At 54.9% G+C, this 17,568-nt stretch carries 19 protein-coding genes and 1 tRNA gene; 11 read left to right on the top strand and 9 right to left on the bottom strand.

Translation table 11 applies throughout. The features are described 5' to 3' along the window. Positions 1–6: 6 nt before the first annotated feature. The 5 genes from CUC55_RS12315 to CUC55_RS12295 all read right to left on the bottom strand — a co-directional run bounded on the left by CUC55_RS12315 (position 7) and on the right by CUC55_RS12295 (position 5,226). A complete protein-coding gene (locus tag CUC55_RS12315) occupies positions 7–1,065 on the bottom strand; it encodes a Gfo/Idh/MocA family protein (RefSeq protein ID WP_103088045.1) in 1,059 nt (352 codons plus the stop codon). Continuing rightward, positions 1,062–1,901 (bottom strand): carbohydrate ABC transporter permease, encoded by an 840-nt coding sequence (locus CUC55_RS12310; protein ID WP_103088044.1) that lies wholly within the window; start codon positions 1,899–1,901, stop codon positions 1,062–1,064. The genes CUC55_RS12315 and CUC55_RS12310 overlap by 4 nt, the downstream gene beginning before the upstream one ends. Before the next feature lie 14 nt (positions 1,902–1,915). Further along, positions 1,916–2,863 carry a carbohydrate ABC transporter permease gene (locus CUC55_RS12305; protein WP_103088043.1) on the bottom strand — a complete coding sequence of 316 codons (948 nt, stop codon included), beginning with the start codon at positions 2,861–2,863 and terminating at the stop codon, positions 1,916–1,918. 153 nt (positions 2,864–3,016) lie between these two features. Further along, positions 3,017–4,276: an ABC transporter substrate-binding protein gene (locus CUC55_RS12300; RefSeq protein WP_103088042.1), complete on the bottom strand. Its 1,260-nt coding sequence runs from the start codon at positions 4,274–4,276 to the stop codon at positions 3,017–3,019. Between the two features lie 59 nt (positions 4,277–4,335). Then, positions 4,336–5,226, bottom strand: coding sequence for an N-acetylmuramic acid 6-phosphate etherase (locus CUC55_RS12295; protein WP_103088041.1), 891 nt, complete (start codon positions 5,224–5,226; stop codon positions 4,336–4,338). A gap of 208 nt (positions 5,227–5,434) precedes the next feature. Between CUC55_RS12295 and CUC55_RS12290 the strand changes: the two genes are divergently transcribed. The 4 genes from CUC55_RS12290 (at position 5,435) to nagA (ending at position 9,294) form a co-directional block, all read left to right on the top strand. Next, a complete protein-coding gene (locus tag CUC55_RS12290; RefSeq protein WP_103088040.1) occupies positions 5,435–6,322 on the top strand; it encodes a glucosamine kinase nucleotide-binding domain-containing protein in 888 nt (295 codons plus the stop codon). After that, the gene (locus CUC55_RS12285) at positions 6,319–7,083 is read left to right on the top strand and encodes a GntR family transcriptional regulator (protein WP_067647473.1); all 765 of its coding nucleotides are present in this window, start codon (positions 6,319–6,321) and stop codon (positions 7,081–7,083) included. The genes CUC55_RS12290 and CUC55_RS12285 overlap by 4 nt, the downstream gene beginning before the upstream one ends. A 31-nt stretch (positions 7,084–7,114) precedes the next feature. Next, positions 7,115–8,137, top strand: coding sequence for an SIS domain-containing protein (locus CUC55_RS12280; protein WP_103088207.1), 1,023 nt, complete (start codon positions 7,115–7,117; stop codon positions 8,135–8,137). A 2-nt stretch (positions 8,138–8,139) separates the two neighbouring features. After that, positions 8,140–9,294 carry an N-acetylglucosamine-6-phosphate deacetylase gene (gene nagA / locus CUC55_RS12275; protein WP_425352825.1) on the top strand — a complete coding sequence of 385 codons (1,155 nt, stop codon included), beginning with the start codon at positions 8,140–8,142 and terminating at the stop codon, positions 9,292–9,294. Positions 9,295–9,949: 655 nt separating this feature from the next. Here nagA and CUC55_RS12270 read toward each other — a convergent pair. Beyond that, positions 9,950–10,034: transfer RNA gene (locus CUC55_RS12270), tRNA-Leu, on the bottom strand. A gap of 255 nt (positions 10,035–10,289) precedes the next feature. Here CUC55_RS12270 and CUC55_RS12265 point away from each other — a divergent pair. Further along, positions 10,290–10,805 carry a disulfide bond formation protein B gene (locus CUC55_RS12265; RefSeq protein WP_103088038.1) on the top strand — a complete coding sequence of 172 codons (516 nt, stop codon included), beginning with the start codon at positions 10,290–10,292 and terminating at the stop codon, positions 10,803–10,805. 6 nt (positions 10,806–10,811) lie between these two features. Here the strand turns inward: CUC55_RS12265 and CUC55_RS12260 are convergent, their stop codons facing one another. Beyond that, positions 10,812–11,369: an HNH endonuclease gene (locus CUC55_RS12260; RefSeq protein WP_103088037.1), complete on the bottom strand. Its 558-nt coding sequence runs from the start codon at positions 11,367–11,369 to the stop codon at positions 10,812–10,814. A 100-nt stretch (positions 11,370–11,469) separates the two neighbouring features. Continuing rightward, complete coding sequence (locus tag CUC55_RS12255) at positions 11,470–12,180, bottom strand: DNA-3-methyladenine glycosylase family protein (RefSeq protein WP_103088036.1); 711 nt, start codon at positions 12,178–12,180, stop codon at positions 11,470–11,472. Here CUC55_RS12255 and gluQRS point away from each other — a divergent pair. Further along, positions 12,179–13,060 (top strand): tRNA glutamyl-Q(34) synthetase GluQRS, encoded by an 882-nt coding sequence (gluQRS, locus tag CUC55_RS12250; protein ID WP_103088035.1) that lies wholly within the window; start codon positions 12,179–12,181, stop codon positions 13,058–13,060. The genes CUC55_RS12255 and gluQRS overlap by 2 nt on opposite strands. Here the strand turns inward: gluQRS and CUC55_RS12245 are convergent. Beyond that, the gene (locus tag CUC55_RS12245; protein WP_067647455.1) at positions 13,031–13,939 is read right to left on the bottom strand and encodes a YihY/virulence factor BrkB family protein; all 909 of its coding nucleotides are present in this window, start codon (positions 13,937–13,939) and stop codon (positions 13,031–13,033) included. The genes gluQRS and CUC55_RS12245 overlap by 30 nt on opposite strands. A 187-nt stretch (positions 13,940–14,126) precedes the next feature. Between CUC55_RS12245 and CUC55_RS12240 the strand changes: the two genes are divergently transcribed. The 5 genes from CUC55_RS12240 (at position 14,127) to CUC55_RS12220 (ending at position 17,549) form a co-directional block, all read left to right on the top strand. Beyond that, entirely contained in the window at positions 14,127–14,960 is an 834-nt protein-coding gene (locus tag CUC55_RS12240; RefSeq protein ID WP_103088034.1) for an SDR family oxidoreductase, read from the top strand. Between the two features lie 64 nt (positions 14,961–15,024). Then, positions 15,025–15,222 carry a twin transmembrane helix small protein gene (locus CUC55_RS12235; RefSeq protein ID WP_067647449.1) on the top strand — a complete coding sequence of 66 codons (198 nt, stop codon included), beginning with the start codon at positions 15,025–15,027 and terminating at the stop codon, positions 15,220–15,222. A 10-nt stretch (positions 15,223–15,232) separates the two neighbouring features. Next, the gene (locus CUC55_RS12230) at positions 15,233–15,820 is read left to right on the top strand and encodes a cob(I)yrinic acid a,c-diamide adenosyltransferase (protein ID WP_103088033.1); all 588 of its coding nucleotides are present in this window, start codon (positions 15,233–15,235) and stop codon (positions 15,818–15,820) included. Between the two features lie 23 nt (positions 15,821–15,843). Further along, positions 15,844–16,620: a rhomboid family intramembrane serine protease gene (locus CUC55_RS12225; protein ID WP_103088032.1), complete on the top strand. Its 777-nt coding sequence runs from the start codon at positions 15,844–15,846 to the stop codon at positions 16,618–16,620. Between the two features lie 182 nt (positions 16,621–16,802). Next, entirely contained in the window at positions 16,803–17,549 is a 747-nt protein-coding gene (locus CUC55_RS12220; protein WP_067647440.1) for an electron transfer flavoprotein subunit beta/FixA family protein, read from the top strand. Positions 17,550–17,568 lie beyond the last annotated feature (19 nt).

Below are 17,568 nucleotides of genomic sequence, written 5' to 3'. Positions count from 1 at the left end.
CCAGATTCATAGGTCCACCATGCGGCCGGTTCGCGCGCTTTCATCTGCCGCAAGGCAAATGCGCAGCGATTGTACGGCGTCGGTCATATGTCGGTTGAGATCAATATCCTCACGGATGGCTTTAAGCACATAGGCCTGCTCGCGATCGCACAGTTCCTGATGACCGGGCTCGCCCTCCATTTGGAGAAACTGGTCAGGCTCCATGAACTTGCCATCCGGCCCGGTTGCAGCTTTATGCAGACGGATCGTTGAGGTCTTGGTATGGGTGTCGATGTCATCGGATTTGGCGTTCGGGTCCATGACTATGGATACGCTGCCTTTAGGTGACATCACGTCTTTCACGAAAANCGCCGTTTCCGAAATCATTGGCCCCCAGCCAGCCTCATACCACCCGATGGAATCGTCATCGAAGGTCACCTGAAGGTGGCCGTAATTGTACATGTCAGGTGCAATCTCGTCCGAGAGGCGCAGGCCCATGCCACGAACCGACACCGGTTTGGCATCGGTGATCTGACACATGACATCGACATAATGGACGCCACAATCGACAATCGGCGGCGTCGTCTGCATCAGCGCCTTGTGGGTGTCCCACGTCTTGCCGGAGGATTGTTGATTGAGGTTCATGCGGAATACGTAGGGGCCGCCAAGCTCTCGGGCGAGTGAGATCAATTTCATCCATGAGGGATGGTAACGCAGAATATAGCCGACGACGAGTTTGCGGCCATTCGCACGAGCACAGGCCACAACACGCTCGGCATCGGCAACCGTCGTTGCCAGCGGTTTTTCAACAAACACATGGCAGCCTGCCTCCATGGCTTTGATCGCAAAGGCGGCATGGCTGTCTGGATAGGTGTTGATCGAGCAGAGGTCTGGTTTCAGTTCCGCCAGCGCGTCATCGAAGGACGGCAGGACTTGGTAACCACTAAGTTGCTCAGGTAAAACGGGCTTGGAGCGATTGACGAGTCCGATGATTTCAAATCCCGGATTGGCAGCATAGGACAGCGCGTGGCTCATGCCCATATTGCCGAGACCAGCGACCAGAACCTTGAGGGGTAGTTCGCTCATTTTACCGCTCCTGCCGTGATGCCGCGGATCAACTGCCGCGAAAAGATCGTGTAGAGAACGAGAACAGGGGCAATTGCGAGTGAAAGTGCCGCCAGTACGGCGTTCCAGTTCGTCACGAACTGGCCGATGAAGATTTGCGTGCCGAGCGTGATCGTTTTCGTTGCTTCGCTAGGAGCCAGGATCAACGGAAACCACAGATCGTTCCAGATCGGTATCATCGTAAAGACGGCAACCGTCGCCATGGAAGGGCGGATGAGCGGTAATACCAGTCGGAAGAAAATCTTGTATTCCGATAACCCATCGATACGTCCGGCATTCTTCAGGTCATCGGACACGGTGCGCATAAATTCTGAAAGAATGAAGATCGCAAGCGGCAGGCCTTGCGCGGTATAAACCAGAATAAGAGCGGTGCGCGTGTTGACCAACCCTGTGGCCACCATGCCCTGCAGGATACCAATGGTTCCCAGGCGAATGGGNATCATGATACCCAGCGCCATGTAGAGGCCGAGCCATGTGTTGCCTTTGAACCGGTATTCCGACAAGGCAAATGCCGCCATCGCCCCAAACAAAAGCACCAGCGCAATCGACACAATGGTGACGATGAGCGAGTTTTGCATGTAGTGGACAAAATCACCCTGCCCCAGCACAGTGGTATAACCGACAAGATCGAAGGTCGAAGGCAGCGGCGGCTGCATAGGATTACGAAAAATCGCGTTTCGCGACTTGAACGAATTGATGATCGTCAGCGCCACTGGAAACAGTGCGACCGCCGTATAGGTAAGCAATATGGCATGGGCCGATGCCGTGCGGGCGATGGAGGACCGAGCTTTGGACATATCTGCTTCTCCCTTCAGAACTGATAGCGGCGCATGCGGCGCTGGATTGCGAAGAGATAGAAACTGACTCCAGCAAGGATGATGAGGAACATCACCGTTGCAATGGTCGCGCCCATTGAGCGATCACCCAACTGAAGCTGGAAACCGAAGAAGGTGCGGTAGAGCAATGTCCCCAGAATATCCGTCGATCCATCCGGCCCGGCCAACGCCCCCTGTACCGTGTAGATCAGGTCGAAGGCGTTGAAATTTCCGACAAATGTCAGAATGGAGATAATACCGATGGAGGGTAGGATCAGCGGCAATTTGATCTTCCAGAACTGGCTCCAGCCAGTAATGCCGTCCATTTCGGCTGCCTCGATCACCTCATCCGGAATATTCAGGAGAGCTGCATAGATAAGCATCATGGGAATGCCGACATATTGCCAGACCGAAATCAACGAAACGGCAATCAGCGCCGAACCGGGTCTGCCCAGCCACGGCGCAAACAGTGACTTCAGATAGACGAGGTCAAGCAGCGTTGGCGCAACACCCCAAAGCGGCGACAGAATAAGCTTCCAGATGAAGCCGACGATGACGAAGGAAAGAAGCGTCGGTAAAANGATGGCAGTGCGGTAGAAAGCCGAAAACCGTAATTTCGGCAGCGACAACAAAGCTGCCAGTGCAACGCCGATTGGGTTTTGTACCAGCATGTGAATAACGAAGAAANTCATGTTGTTGAAGAGCGCATTCCAGAAGCCTGCTGACCACCGCTCCTCACCGAACAGGGTTTTGAAATTCTGCAAACCGACGAACACCTTCTGCCCATCGACTTGGTTGAAGAAAGAAAGCCAGAGTGTGCTGCCGAGCGGGATGATCATGACAGCTGTGTAGACCAGAAATGCCGGTAGCATGAACACGAGGATATGCCAGCGAACTGGCCGCCGAATCGGTCTTTGATCGTTTGAAGTCATATCGGCGCTCATGGGACCAGTCCGAATTGTCTTGAAAAAATATGTCTTCTTCGCCGCGCAGGCACATACCCGCGAAACTTATGACTTGGCGATAGAAACGTTAGAAAACGAGCGGCAAGAATGCATGGCGGTTACAAACCGCCATGCACATAANTCCGGCTCAAGTTACTTCGCAGGCTTATACCAGCCGTCGAGACCCTTTTGCAGCTTCTCAGCGGCGACAGCCGGTGTATCCGTACCGTTGATCACGTTGGCCGATTCCACCCATGTCTCGTTTTCGAGGTTGGGCGTACCGCGCGACAGGATCTGATAGGTGGAACGGATAGTCGGCTTGCACTTTTCGCGCCAGGATACGAATTCCTGAGCAACAGGATCAGCCATCTTTACGGCTGTCTTGTTCAGGCTGAAGAAGCCAGGCAGTGCGTTTGCGTAGAGATCGGCAAACTCCGCAGACGAGACCCACTCCAGGAACTTCGCTGCTTCGGCTGGGTGCTTGGACTTGGCATTTACGCCCATGCCGATGTCGGTATGGTCGGAGATATAGCAGGTATCGCCTTCCTTTTCGACCGGTGGCGGGAACGCGCCCATCTTGAACTGTGCCTGCGTGTTGAAGCCGGAAATTTCCCAGGAGCCAGCGGGGTAGATCGCGGCGCGGCCCAGCGTGAACATGTTTNGGCTGTCTGGATAGGTCTGGGCTTCGAAGCCGTCGCCGAGATAATCTTTCCACTTTGCCAGCACTTCATATGGCTTGACCCAGTCGGCATCCGTCAGCTTCTGATCGCCCTTGATCAAAGCGAGACGACCTTCCTCACCCTTCCAGTAATTCGGGCCGATATTCTGGTAGCCCATGGTTGCGGCTTCCCACAAATCCTTGGTACCCATCGCCATCGGAACATAGGTGCCGTCAGCCTTGATCTTGTCGAGAGCGGCGAAGAACTCCGCCTGCGTCTTGGGAACTTCGATCTTCAGCGCGTCGAAAGCGTCCTTGTTGTAGATGAAGCCATGGATAACCGATGCCATCGGCACGCAGAACGTTTGAGCGCCATCATCTGTAGACCAAGCGGTTTTCGCGACATCGGAGAAGTTCTCCATGCCTGCGTTCTTGGTCAGATCGCCAAGATAGCCCTTCTTGAAAAGCTCGAGTGAGGCATCGAACGGACGGCAGGTGATGAGATCGCCAGCGGAGCCGGATTCCAGCTTGGCATTTAGCGCCGCATTGTATTCAGTCGGCGCCATCGGCTGGAAGTCGAGCTTGATACCGGGGTTCTTGGCTTCGAACGCGGGAATAAGCTTGTCTTTCCAGATTGCCAGATCGTCATTACGCCAGCTTTCGATGGTCAGCGTTACGTCTTGTGCAGATGCGAGGCCTGCATAGCTGAACAGGCTTGCGCCCAGCAGCAAGACTTTGGTGATAGTACGGGTCATCAGGTTCTCCCTCTTGGTGTAACGCCACGGCGTTCATCAACTGTGATTTTTNGCCAGTCTTATTCGCTGATCATTTGAAGCGCGCGCCGAACGTTGTGGCCGCTTGTCTCCAGAATGGTTTCAGCCGAATTCTTCGTTTTCGCGCCCGCTGCAAGCAGGATCGCGATCTTCACGGAGCCGGACGCCTTTTCCACCAAACGTCCAGCTTCGTTTATGTCCACACCGGTCACGCCGGATACGATCCGGGCTGCGCGTTCGACGAGTTTCTTGTTGTCGGCCCGCAGATTGACCATGTAGCCATCATGCACGTGGCCGAGACGGATGGCCATCAAAGTCGAAANCATGTTCAGCGCGATCTTTNGCGCAGTTCCAGCCCCCATTCGGGTTGAGCCTGATACGAATTCGGGTGGCGTGCGCAATAGAATGGCAACATCGGCCACATCAAAGATTTTTGCATTTTCGTTGTTGGCGACAGCCACAATCTTGGCACCATTTATACGCGCCGCCTCTACGACAGCTAGAGCATAAGGGGTCGATCCGCTGGCGGTAATGGCAACGACACAGTCGCCAGCACCGATTATCGCCGCGTCGACTTTCGCCTGTTCAACATCGTCTTCAGGTGCACCCGGCATATCAGACAGGTTGCTGGCGCCACCGGCAAAAAGGATCGCAATCTGCTCGCGATCGATACCATAGGTGCCTGGTAGTTCCAGCGCATCGGCCATTGCCATCAGGCCAGAACTTCCCGCACCCGCATAAACAAGCTTACATCCTGCCGCTATCGCATCGGCTGCGAGTGCAGAAGCCGCTGCAATGGCATCATGCGCGGCATTTACGGTCTGCGCAGCTTCTTGCTGGCCCGAACTTAAAAGCGACAGAACGTCCCTCGGCACCATGATGTCGAGGCCCTTCGCCTTTTCGTGCAAACCTTCTGTTCCGCCAGCGCTCATCTCAAAACTCCCTGCGAAAGAATTTAATGCCAAAAAANTACCAATTGTCCAGCATCTTTTAACAATTGATTTATTTCTCAGGTCGAAAAGGGCTAACCTTGGCGTTATGCAACTGATAAATATCAATAAATTAATTTTTATTGAAANTTAATTTTTACGGCTTGGATATTGGTATTTTTTNGGTATCTTCGTTGCAGGAGACAGTTTCATGCAGCGATATCTCGTGGGAATCGACGGTGGCGGCACGAGTTGCCGGGCGGCAGTCGCTGATGCGACCGGCCGAATTCTCGGCCGCGGCAAAAGCGGCGCATCCAACATCATGACTGCGCCAGACACGGCGATACTGAATATGACGGATGCGGCAAGGTCTGCTTTTATCGACGCCGGTCTCGATGCCGACTTGGTGGAGAGTGCTCATGCCTATCTCGGCCTTGCGGGTAATAATGTCGAAANCACCGTCGCCTATGTCCTGCCACGCCTGCCCTTTTATCAATCGGTTATCGAATCTGATGGATTGATTGCGCTACAAGGCGCACTGGGTAATGGTGATGGGGCTGTTGCTATTCTGGGCACAGGCACGATCTATCTCGCACGTACCGGTGCCGACGTTCGTTCGGTGGGTGGCTGGGGCTATCATCTCGGCGATCTGGGAAGCGGTGGCCGGCTGGGNCAGATGGCATTGCAACAGAGCCTGCTCGCTTATGACGGTATCGCTCCTCAATCTGCGATGACCCGTGCCGTTCTCGATGAATTCAGCAATGAACCGCGCAAGATGGTGGCTTTTTCCCAGGCGGCAAAACCAGGGGATTATGGCCGGTATGCACCGCGCGTGTTTGAATTCGCCGCAAANGGGGATGATGCAGCGCAGGCGATCCTTCGTCAGTCTGCGGCATTCATCGATTTGGCGCTCGACCGCGTATCGGAGATAACCGACGGCGGCAGGCTATGCCTGCTCGGAGGCTTGTCCGCTCTCTATGTTCCCTATCTCTCAACTCGCCATCAGGAACGTCTCGTCCCGCCGGTCGAGGACGCGCTATCGGGTGCCATTGCACTGGCCAAAGCGACATTCGCCAATATGATGGACGGTGCCGCATGACGGAGGCGCTTTCGCATTTTCTTTCACCAGACGATCTGCAATCCAGCGGGTCTGGGCCGCTTTACATGAAGCTCCGGCAATCGCTGGAGGATGCGATCCTGTCCGGCAAACTCAGCCATGGACAAGCGCTGCCGCCAGAGCGTGATCTTGCCGAATTTGCCAATGTAAGTCGGGTAACGGTACGCAAGGCGGTCGATGATTTGGTAAAGGACGGCCTTCTGAGCCGCAAACATGGCTCCGGTACCTTTGTCATGAAACCCGTCTCGCGCCTGCAGCAGCCCTTGTCACGGCTGACCTCATTTACCGAGGACATGGCGCGGCGCGGTTATGTCACCCGCTCAGAATGGCTAGGCCGTGGGCTCTTCCATCCGTCATCGGACGAAATGATGATGCTCGGCTTGAAAGTCGACATGATGGTGGCACGGCTGGAGCGCCTGCGCATCGCCAATGAATTGCCGCTTGCCATTGAGCGCGCAAGTCTTGCCTCCGACATCCTGCCGGACCCGAAAGCGGTCGACACCTCCCTTTATGCAGAGTTACACCGCACGGGTTATAAGCCGGTGCGGGCCGTGCAGCGCATTTCTGCCTGCAACGTAACCCGTGAGGACGCAGCCCTGCTGGCCGTTCCGGAGGGGTCTGCGGGTCTTGCCATCGAACGGATATCCTATCTGGATTCCGGTCGCGTGGTGGAGTTGACCCGTTCGCTTTATCGTGGTGATGCCTATGATTTCGTCGCTGAAATGACACTGACGGATGGCTGATATGCCGATTGAACCCAGAAAAGAGAATCCCATGTCAACGCATATGCGTCAGGAAATCAATGAAATCCCCGAAGCAGCCAGCCGTTTGCTGAGCCGCTCTCACGATGCTTTGCAGGCAGCAGGCAAGGCGTTGCGTGAGCGCGACCCAGCCTTTCTGATTACCATCGCGCGCGGCTCTTCCGATCATGCCGCCCATTTCCTGAAATATGCGATTGAGCAGCAGGCTGGCCGCGCCGTGGCTTCCATAGGCCCGTCGCTCGCCTCTATCTATGGCAAGTCGCTGAAACTCGACCAGGCGGCGGCGATCTCAATTTCGCAATCCGGCAAAAGCCCCGACATTGTTGCGCTTGCCCAGGCGGCGGCCTCATCCGGCGCGCTGACGATATCCCTGACCAACACGCAACCATCTCCGTTGTCGGGTGCGTCCGCGCATGCAGTCGATATCAATGCCGGGCCGGAACTTGCGGTCGCGGCCACCAAATCGTTTTTTAACTCCGTACTGGCAGGTCTCGCCATTCTCTCGGAATGGACAGAAGACGAAGAATTGAAACGGTCCATACAGCATCTGCCAAAGAAGTTGGCGCAAGCGGTAGCGCTGGATTGGCACGAACTGGCAGACGAACTGGGCGATGCGGAATCTCTCTTCATGCTGGGAAGAGGCCCCTCACTGGCCATTGCCAGTGAGGCCGCATTAAAATTCAAGGAAACGTCGGAAATGCACGCCGAGGCCTACTCCAGTGCCGAAGTGCTTCACGGGCCGGTCGCTCTTGTGGATCGCCGCTTTCCCATCGTGACCTTTGCCGCTCGTGACGCCGCGCTGGCATCCGTCCTTAGCACCGCAGATGGGCTGGCAAAAAANGGTGCGCTTGCCTTCATTACCGCCGATGGTGCCGCCCATGCGCGCCGCTTGCCGTTCGTAGAAACCGGTCATCCGTTCACGGATTCTCTTGCCCTCATCGTGCCATTCTACGGCTTTGTCGAAGCATGGTCGCGCGCACGTGGCTTCAACCCTGATGCCCCAGCTGCGCTCAAGAAAGTCACGGAGACCCGCTGATTATGATCAGAGCTCTGACGAATGCGCGGATTTTCGACGGTTTTACGTGGCATGATAACAGTGCCCTGCTGATCGACGGTGGTAAGGTTGCGGATATTCTCGCAATGTCAGAGCTCTCACCCGGCACCGAACAAATTAATACTGATGGCGCGATTATCGTTCCGGGATTTATCGATCTTCAGGTAAATGGCGGTGGCGGCGTTATGCTGAACGACGACCAGTCCGTCGAGGGCATTCGCCAGATTTGCGCCGCCCATGCAAAATTTGGCACCACTTCTCTACTGCCGACCCTTATAACCGATACCCGGGAGATCACGGCAGCGGCGATAAAGGCTGGGCTAGATGCCAAAGTGGCTGGTGTTCCCGGCTTTCTAGGCTTGCATCTCGAGGGTCCACATCTATCGGTCGCTAGAAAAGGCACCCACCACCCAGCCCTGATACGCCCCATGGATGATGCCGATCTCCAGAGTCTTCTGACGATCGGCAACAGTTTCGATGCGCTTATGATTACAGTGGCTCCAGAGAATACAACAAAAGAACAAGTCAGAGCCCTTGCTGATAGTGGCTTCATCGTCAGTTTGGGACACACGAACGCGTCCTATGAGACTGCAAAGGCCTATGCCGAAGCCGGTGCGCGCGCGGTAACACATCTTTTTAACGCTATGAGCCCATTGGAAANCCGCACACCGGGTTTGGTTGGCGCAGCACTCAATACCGGAAGCCTTTTTGCAGGCATCATTGCCGATGGTTTCCACGTTCACCCGGCATCCATGGGCGCGGCGTTGCGTGCCAAACGCGGGCCCGGAAAGATTTTCCTTGTCACTGACGCCATGTCCACCATCGGTACGGACCTCACCGGTCTTACACTGAACGGACGTCAGATTTACCGCAAAGACGGGCGGCTAACACTGAGCGATGGGACGCTCGCCGGCGCTGACATAGATATGCTGTCTTCCGTACTTTTCGCCCACCAGATACTTGGCCTGGATTTCGAAGAAGCCGTCCGCATGGCAACTCTTTACCCAGCAGAAGCAGCAGGCGTTGAGCACTACAAGGGCCAACTTAAAGCGGGCCACGATGCCGATTTTGTCATTTTGAACGATCACTACAGTGTCAAAGGCACTTGGATTAACGGCAAACCGATTTTNACGACATGATCCGCTGCCCGTATTACGGGCCTCACATTGTCAGAATTGCTTTCAAGCGCTAGGCGTGAGTGGAAATTCTAACCGTAGGTTCAAAACGAAAAAGCCTGCCGCGGGAGGAGGTGCGGCAGGCTTTNCGAAANGAACCGAACAACGACTGGGAGGAGGAGTGTCGTTGTTCCGACAGGCGTCCCTTGGGAGGAGGAGTGGGTAGCCTGAAATCGAAGCTTTGCGGGAGGAGGTGCATCGCTTCGATGAGATAAACATACCCTTTNCAAACGCACAATAAAGAGACATCCTTGCACCGCAGCCATGCAAAAATTGCATAACGGCAACGTAGACAAAGGCGATGGCCGAAAAGCCATCTGCGGTAAGCTCCCAGTGTCATAGCGAGGCACCCAGCTTCTTAGCGTACAAAAGGCGCTCGGTGACATTCTACGTCCACAAGCTTTTCGATCCAGAGTGCAGGCCGCCTCTGGCGTTCCTCGTTACCGAATTTAATAAGCCTTCACCGCGAAAGGTTTCGGTTTGTGGTTCAGCAAACGTTACACCGAAGCTTATGCCAGAACAAAAGATCACAGAAATCGTCCCACGCGCCGAGGGGTTGCCAGATGGTGGGGCAAAAGGCGCATAAAACGCAATGATTTTAATGTATTTGGAAAGCTAGTGGTGCCCCTTGCCGGAATCGAACCAGCACTCCTCGCGGAACCTGATTTTGAGTCAGGCGCGTCTACCAATTCCGCCAAAGGGGCAACTCTGGAATCTTATTCCTTGGTATGCGGCGGACTATACGAACCGACCAGGCAAGGTCAATAGATTTTCGAGAAAATTTTCATTTTTGCAAAACTTTGCTTTCTGCTGAAGCATTCACAGTGAACGAAGGATTTGCAAGCAGGATGAGACTGGATTAGAGGCATTGAGCGGCGATTTTGACAGCGTCGCTTACCGCCTCGTTTTCCACCTGATCCGGTACTTTAAAATTTTTCGTCGAATGTGAAGGACAGACCATGGCAAGTGCAGTTTCCGCAGAAAAGACCCGCAGCATCTCGGCTATCGCTGTGACTTTGGGAATGATCCTTACCGTTGGCTCGGCACTCGGCTTTCAGCATATTGGCGGTTACACGCCTTGCGCCCTGTGCCTTTTGCAGCGAGATCCGTATTATTACGCAATACCTGTCGGCATTCTGGCGATTGCCGCGAGTCTTTTTAGGCTCCCAGTGTGGCTGACACGATCGGCGCTTGTTTTAATCGGACTTGCGATGCTGATTGGCGCTGGTCTTGGCGTTTACCACTCTGGTGTGGAATGGGGCTTTTGGCCCGGACCCATCACCTGCTCGACCGGAGCGCCTTCCATCACTACCAATGCTGGAAGCTTGCTGAGTGATCTCAACGCGGTGAAACCACCGTCCTGCAATGACGCCGCGCTACGGGTTCTCGGCCTGTCATTTGCAGGCTGGAATGTTTNGGCCAGTGTTGCCCTCGCGGCAATCGCGTTTTTCGGCGCTAGCCGCAAAGCTGCATAACGGCCATCAGGGCTGAAGCTCGGTATCCCAGTAGAGATAGTCCATCCAGCTTTCATGTAGATAGTTGGGTGGAAACGAACGGCCGTTATTGTGAAGGTCCTGCACCGTAGGCTGGTAAGGTTTTTGGTGCGGCACNATTCCGGCAATCTTTGGCAGCTTGCTACCCTTCCGCAGATTGCAAGGTGAACATGCCGCTACGACATTCAGCCATGTCGTTTCGCCGCCATGAGCACGGGGAATGACATGATCGAACGTCAGATCATCATGCGCACCGCAATACTGGCACTCGAATCTATCTCGCAGAAACACATTGAAGCGTGTGAAAGCGGGGTTTCGGGTCGGCTGCACATAGGTTTTAAGGCTGACGACACTTGGCAACCGCATGGAAAAACTAGGCGAACAAACCGCGTGATCATATTCGGCGATGATGTTAACACGATCAAGAAATACTGCCTTGATCGCGTCCTGCCAGGACCACAACGACAAGGGATAATAGCTCAATGGCCGGTAGTCTGCGTTCAGAACGAGCGCAGGCAGGGCCTGTGGTGAAACGGCAATCGTCAAGGGCGTCTCCTGACCGATTCTGCATCTACATCTTGTATATTAGGTCTGTTGTTACAGGATTGTGAAGCCTTTAAATGAAGCGTTGAAAGAAAGGCTTATTTCAGGCGATTGGCATAACTTCTCGACGTGTCATGGATGCGTAATAGGCCCAGAAAAGCCGGGCGGCGACGGACCGCCATGGCGACCAAGCTAGAGCGATCTCGTCGAGCATTTTTNGCGTGGGACGTGCTTCCATCATAAACGCTTGAGCCACTGCGGCTTGCAACGCGACGTCACCGGACGGGAAAATATCCGCGTGACCGGCGCAAANCATGAGATAAACTTGAGCCGTCCAGGGACCAATACCGCTGAGAGAGGTCAGCGTAGAGAATGCAGAAGCCTCATCCATCGCGCTCAATGCATCGAAATTTAGTTTCCCCTCAACGACCGCAGTGGCGAGACCTCGCAGCGTTTTGGCTTTGGCGCGCGATAGCCCGAAGGGCGGCGCCTCTGCTGCCGTCTTAGCAGCCAGATAATTGTGAGCCGTTACCTCGCCAACATCGTGTTCCATTCTTCGCCAGATAGCGTCGGCACTGGCACGAGAGACAACTTGCGACACGACGATATGGGCCAGGCCGGCAAAGCCGGGTGGGCTCAGTCGCAACGGCAGCGGCCCTGCTTTTTGCGCAATCACGTTCAGTCGCGGGTCGAGCGCAAGAAGTGCTGCCAGCCCCTCGTCAATATCAGCGGAACTTTGAATGATATCGACCACAGGACCCACCCGTATCACCTCGTCTGGCGAAGCACCACAAACCGTGGCACAAGAGACCATGTCTTCGCTTTCACGTCAAAAGCCGGTTTTTCGTTTTGCGCCAAGTCCCAACGGGCGGCTTCATCTTGGTCACGCCCTGTCTGCCATCTTGAACCACGATATGGCCAAAGCGAACGGCGGACGTTTTCTTTTGCGTATCGAAGACATCGATCTGACGCGCTGTACGGCTGAATTCGAACAGGGAATTTACACAGACCTAAAATGGCTCGGCCTTAGCTGGGAATTGCCAGTTCGCAGGCAATCCGAACTTTTCGGGGACTATCGCCACGGATTGGAGCGGCTGATCGCAATGGGACTGGCCTATCCTTCATTCATGAGCCGTCGTGAAATCAAAGCTTTTGTCCATAATCACGAGTCGCAAGGAAAATTATGGCCGCGTGATCCCGATGNCGCGCCACACTATCCACCGGTTGATAAGCAAAGGCCTGCAAAAGAGATCGATACTCTGCTGTCTTCGAACGCAAAACACGCGTGGCGGCTGGATATAAAAAANGCCATCACCGGGCTTCACCGCCCGCTCGAATGGGCCGAAACCGGCGGAGGTAAGAACGCCCAAATGGAGGCAGATCCGGTGGCTTGGGNCGACGTCGTCCTATCTCGCTCGGATGCGCCTTCCAGCTATCATCTCTCCGTGGTTCTCGATGATGCTGCGCAGGGCGTGACCCATGTTGTGCGCGGAATGGATCTGTTTCATGCGACCTCCGTCCACCGACTGCTTCAGGAACTGCTCAAGCTCCCGGCACCGGAGTATCACCACCATCGGCTGGTTGTTGAAGAAAGCGGGAAGAAGCTTTCGAAAAGCGATGGAAGCACGGGGCTCGAAGTTCTGAGGGAGAGTGGCAAAACGCCGTCAGATATCCGCTGCCTGCTCGGCCTCTAAGGCCTCTCTCAGGCTGCCATTGTGGATGCCAGCCTTGATGATGTGGCGCACCCGATATTTCATAAGCGCGGCGTTGACCTCTGCCCCAAGCATGAAGATGACCCCGACCATGTAGAGGAACACCAGAACGATCATCACAGATGCTAGACCTGCATAGGTGGCGGCGTAGTTTGCAAATGTCGCGAGGTAATAGGCAAATATCCCCGCACCGACAACCCAGAATATCAGTGTCAAGAGAATGCCCGGCAGGACATCCCAAATACGGCGACGTCCGGCTGGCAGCCAGAGATGCGCGGCGACAAGACCGACGGCCAGCACGATGATCGTGCCGTAAAGGCCCAGATTGGAGACAGTTTCTAGAACGTCTTTCAACAGCGGGAAACGTGTTTCTGTAAACGAAAGGGCAACCGGCACGGCGACAAGCACGATGCTGATACCGGTGAAGACGGTAACGGCGATAACGACGTAAAAAAGGCTGAGAAGGCGCGTGACATACCACCAGCGCGTTTCGCTGACACGGTATGCGCGATTAAGCGAAATTCGCAGCGCTTCGACGCCGTTCGACGCGAAATAGGCTGCTGCAAGAACAGAAATCGTCAATAGGCCGCCGCGCGGTATCGTCAGCACTTGCTGCACCTGTGCAGCCAAAGGAGCCGCAATCGCCTCAGGCCAGGTATCGAAAATAAGGTGAACGGCGGTTTCGGAAAACTGATCCGCGCCTAAAAAGCTGGCAAGTGCCGTGCCGAAAATCAGAAATGGAAACAGCGCCAGAAGAATGGACAGAGCCATATGGCTTGCCATGGCCCAGCCATCGTCCTCGGCGAAATGGAAGTAGGCATCAAAGGCGACTTTTCGGACGAGGTCCAACGCGGCAACCATGTCACCTCCCAAAATCGGCATTTCATTTGTAGCTAAGGTAACATAGGGACGTCACGCCACGCTTAGTAGAGCGCATAACCCCTCAATCTAGTTCCACGTAGACAAGAAGAATTGTGCGCGACTGAAAACCGTCCTACCGTTCCAACCTACATTTCCATAACGTGTAGCACTTCAGGAAACATACTTCATGACGAAAAANCCGGTCATCATTATCACCGGCTGCTCTTCCGGAATTGGTGCCTATTGCGCCGGGGCGCTTCATGCGGATGACTGGCGTGTCTTCGCAACGGTTCGGCGCATCGAAGATAAGGCTGCCTTGGAGGACCAGGGTATCGAAACACTGGTCATGGATTATACCAAGCCGGATACCATCGCAGCACTGGTGGCCGAAGTCACGAGAAGGACGGGTGGTCGCATCGACGCGCTGTTCAATAACGGCGCTTACGGCCAGCCGGGCGCAGTCGAAGATGTATCCGTCGATGTTCTGCGCCAGCAATTCGAAACAAACTTTTTCGGCTGGCACGACCTGACCTGCCGCGTTATTCCCTATATGCGCAAACAGGCGAGCGGCCGCATCGTCCATTGCTCATCCATTCTCGGCCTTGTGCCGTATCGTTATCGTGGCGCCTACACAGCGTCGAAATTTGCGCTGGAGGGATTGGGAGTGACGTTGCGCATTGAGCTTCAGGGAAGCGGCATTCACGTCAGCCTGATAGAGCCCGGCCCGATAGCATCGAAATTCACGTCTACGGCGTTGGCGCACATCAAAGGCAACATCGACCTCGAAAACTCCGCCCATGCGCAAGAATACAAACGCCAGTTGTCACGGTTGGATGGTAGCGGCCCCGGCAATAAGCACAAGCTTGGCCCAGACGCGGTCTACTCAGTGCTGAAACACGCGCTGACCGCAAAAAANCCGAAGCCTCATTATCTCGTTACGACACCGGCTAAACAGGCTGTTCTATTGAAGCGGCTGCTACCAGCCGGTTTGTTTTACCGTCTGTTGCGCAAGTTCGACTAGCGCTGTGACACTTCGATCAGCTACAACGCCAAAAAGGCTACACGGCATTTCGGGAGAGTAGAGCATGTCCAGTTTCACCATGGTTCTGGCGGTCATCGTTATGGGTCTGGTCGTCCTCGTTTTGATACGCGGATTGTTCAATATGCTTAAAGGCACGGATGCCAACAAATCCAACAAATTGATGCAGCTGCGACTTTTCTTGCAGGCCATCGCCATCATACTCATCATGTTGACACTGTGGCTCACAGGCGGCGGTCGATAAGGAACGCAAAATGGTCAAGCTGAACAAAATTTATACACGCACAGGCGATGATGGCACGACGGCGCTCGTCTCCGGCCCGCGCCGCATAAAGCATGATTTGCGCATCGAAAGCTTCGGTACAGTCGATGAGGCAAATTCGGCCATCGGTGTCGCCCGTCTCCACACATCCGGCCTTGTTGATCTCGACGCCATGCTTTTNCGCATTCAAAACGATCTTTTCGATCTGGGTGCCGACCTTGCGACCCCGGACCTCGGTGAAGTCCTGTCCTATGAGCCGCTAAGAATCGTTGAAGCTCAAGTCGTGCGCATCGAAAATGAAATCGACGCATTGAACAGCGATCTCTCGCCGCTGAAATCTTTCGTGTTGCCCGGTGGCACGCCAGCTGCGGCCTATCTCCACCTTGCACGGACCATTGCCCGTCGGGCCGAGCGCCAGATGGTGGAATTGTCACGCATCGAGGGTGAAGTCGTCAGCCCCGCAGCGCTCAAATACGTCAATCGCCTCTCCGATTTCCTGTTCGTCGCGGCTCGTTTCGCCAATGATGCCGAAAACTCGGATGCGCCTGATATATTGTGGGTTCCCGGTAAAAACCGCTGAATGCAGGGCTAGGTCATCACCGCATGTTCATTCCCCTGCATGATACGAATTCGCTGAAATACATCAAACTGCAATATGTTACGCTCTCGCTGATCGCCATCAACGTGCTGGTCTGGCTGGTCGCTGGCTTTTTNGCCAGCGACGAGACCGCCAATGCCGCATCCTTTGGCCTCGGCTTCATTCCAGCCGTGGTATTTGATTACGCGCATCTTGAACCCGCGTTGCAGATGGTGCCCGATGATACGACGGTCGTGACCTATGCCTTCATGCATCTGAGCTTCTGGCATCTCGCGTCCAACATGGTATTCCTATGGGTCTTTGGCGACAATGTCGAAGACGCCTTCGGCCACTTTCGCTTCCTGATCTTTNACCTCGCATGTGCTGTGGCAGGTGCGTTGTTCCACGGGTTCGTGGCACCAGCATCAGAAGCGCCGCTTATCGGTGCATCCGGCGCGGTGTCCGGCGTCGTCGTGGCCTATCTGCTGCTTCATCCAAGGGTTCGTGTCTGGATTCTGGTTTNCATGCGCATTCCCGTACCCTTGCCAGCCTTCGTTCCTCTGGCGCTCTGGGTCGGACAACAATTCTTCATGTTCCTATTTGGAATGCAGGACCGCGTTTCATGGGGTGCTCATGTCGGCGGAATAATAATGGGCGCAATCCTGGTGCTATTCCTGCGCAGACGTGGTGTTCCCATGTTCGACCGCACTCTGGTGACGCCACGCGCAGTCGCGCATAAAAATCAAATCCCGCAAGCCCCTGTCGTGTCGCAAACGGAACGGCCTTTCGACAGCATTCGATGAAGATTGTCGTGAGGATTGATATTTACGTTCACGTTAACGTAAGATATCCCCGAAGCGCATGAGATCATGAGCATTGCTCCGTTGAATTTACGGGAAAAATGCGTATCCATGTCGCAACTTGATTATCAGGAGGACCGTTCAGCGTTTCGCTTTATGGTCAGGAGTTGAAGGAAAGATTGTCGATGAAAATCCTTGTCCCTGTAAAGCGTGTGGTGGACTACAACGTCAAAATCCGCGTCAAGGCGGATGGTTCAGGCGTCGAGCTTGCCAACGTCAAGATGTCAATGAACCCGTTCGATGAAATCTCCGTCGAGGAAGCCCTTCGTTTGAAGGAAGCGGGCAAGGCGGAAGAGGTTATCGTCGTCTCCATCGGTCCCGCCAAAGCGGAAGAGACGCTGCGCACGGCGCTGGCCATGGGTGCTGACCGCGCCATCCTGATCGAAACCGATGAAGCCGTCGAGCCTCTGGCTGTCGCAAAGCTCCTCAAGGGCGTTGTCGAAGCCGAAGCTCCGGGCCTTGTGATCGTCGGTAAGCAGGCCATTGATGACGACAGCAACCAGACCGGCCAGATGCTGGCAGCACTTCTGGGCTGGGGACAGGGTACATTTGCCTCCAAGGTCGAGCCTTCGGATGGCAAGGTCGCTGTCACCCGCGAAGTCGATGGCGGTTTGCAGACGGTCGCGCTCACGCTCCCCGCTGTTGTCACGACGGACCTTCGCCTGAACGAGCCGCGCTATGCGTCTTTGCCGAACATCATGAAGGCCAAGAAAAAGCCGTTGGACAAAAAGACGCCTGCCGATTTCGGCGTCGATATTGCCCCGCGCCTCAAGGTCTTGAAGACCGAAGAGCCCGCAGGCCGCAAGGCCGGCGTCAAGGTTGGTTCGGTTGCCGAACTGGTATCGAAGCTCAAAGCTGACGGCGTCATCTAAGAAACGCGAAAGGGAGATT

The organism is Agrobacterium bohemicum (genome assembly GCF_002896715.1).
In the GTDB taxonomy this organism is placed as follows: Bacteria; Pseudomonadota; Alphaproteobacteria; order Rhizobiales; family Rhizobiaceae; genus Agrobacterium; species Agrobacterium bohemicum.
Note: the sequence above shows the minus strand (reverse complement) of the source record. Positions and strands in the feature narration are given on the sequence as shown.

What these genes read in the sequence shown, in the direction of transcription:
- CUC55_RS12245 (WP_067647455.1), bottom strand. Translation starts at nt 13,939, where the DNA reads ATGGTTGCCGCGTTGGACCTCGTCCGAAAAGTCGCCTTTGATGCCTAC.
- CUC55_RS12235 (WP_067647449.1), top strand. Translation starts at nt 15,025, where the DNA reads ATGTCCAGTTTCACCATGGTTCTGGCGGTCATCGTTATGGGTCTGGTC.
- CUC55_RS12220 (WP_067647440.1), top strand. Translation starts at nt 16,803, where the DNA reads ATGAAAATCCTTGTCCCTGTAAAGCGTGTGGTGGACTACAACGTCAAA.
- CUC55_RS12285 (WP_067647473.1), top strand. Translation starts at nt 6,319, where the DNA reads ATGACGGAGGCGCTTTCGCATTTTCTTTCACCAGACGATCTGCAATCC.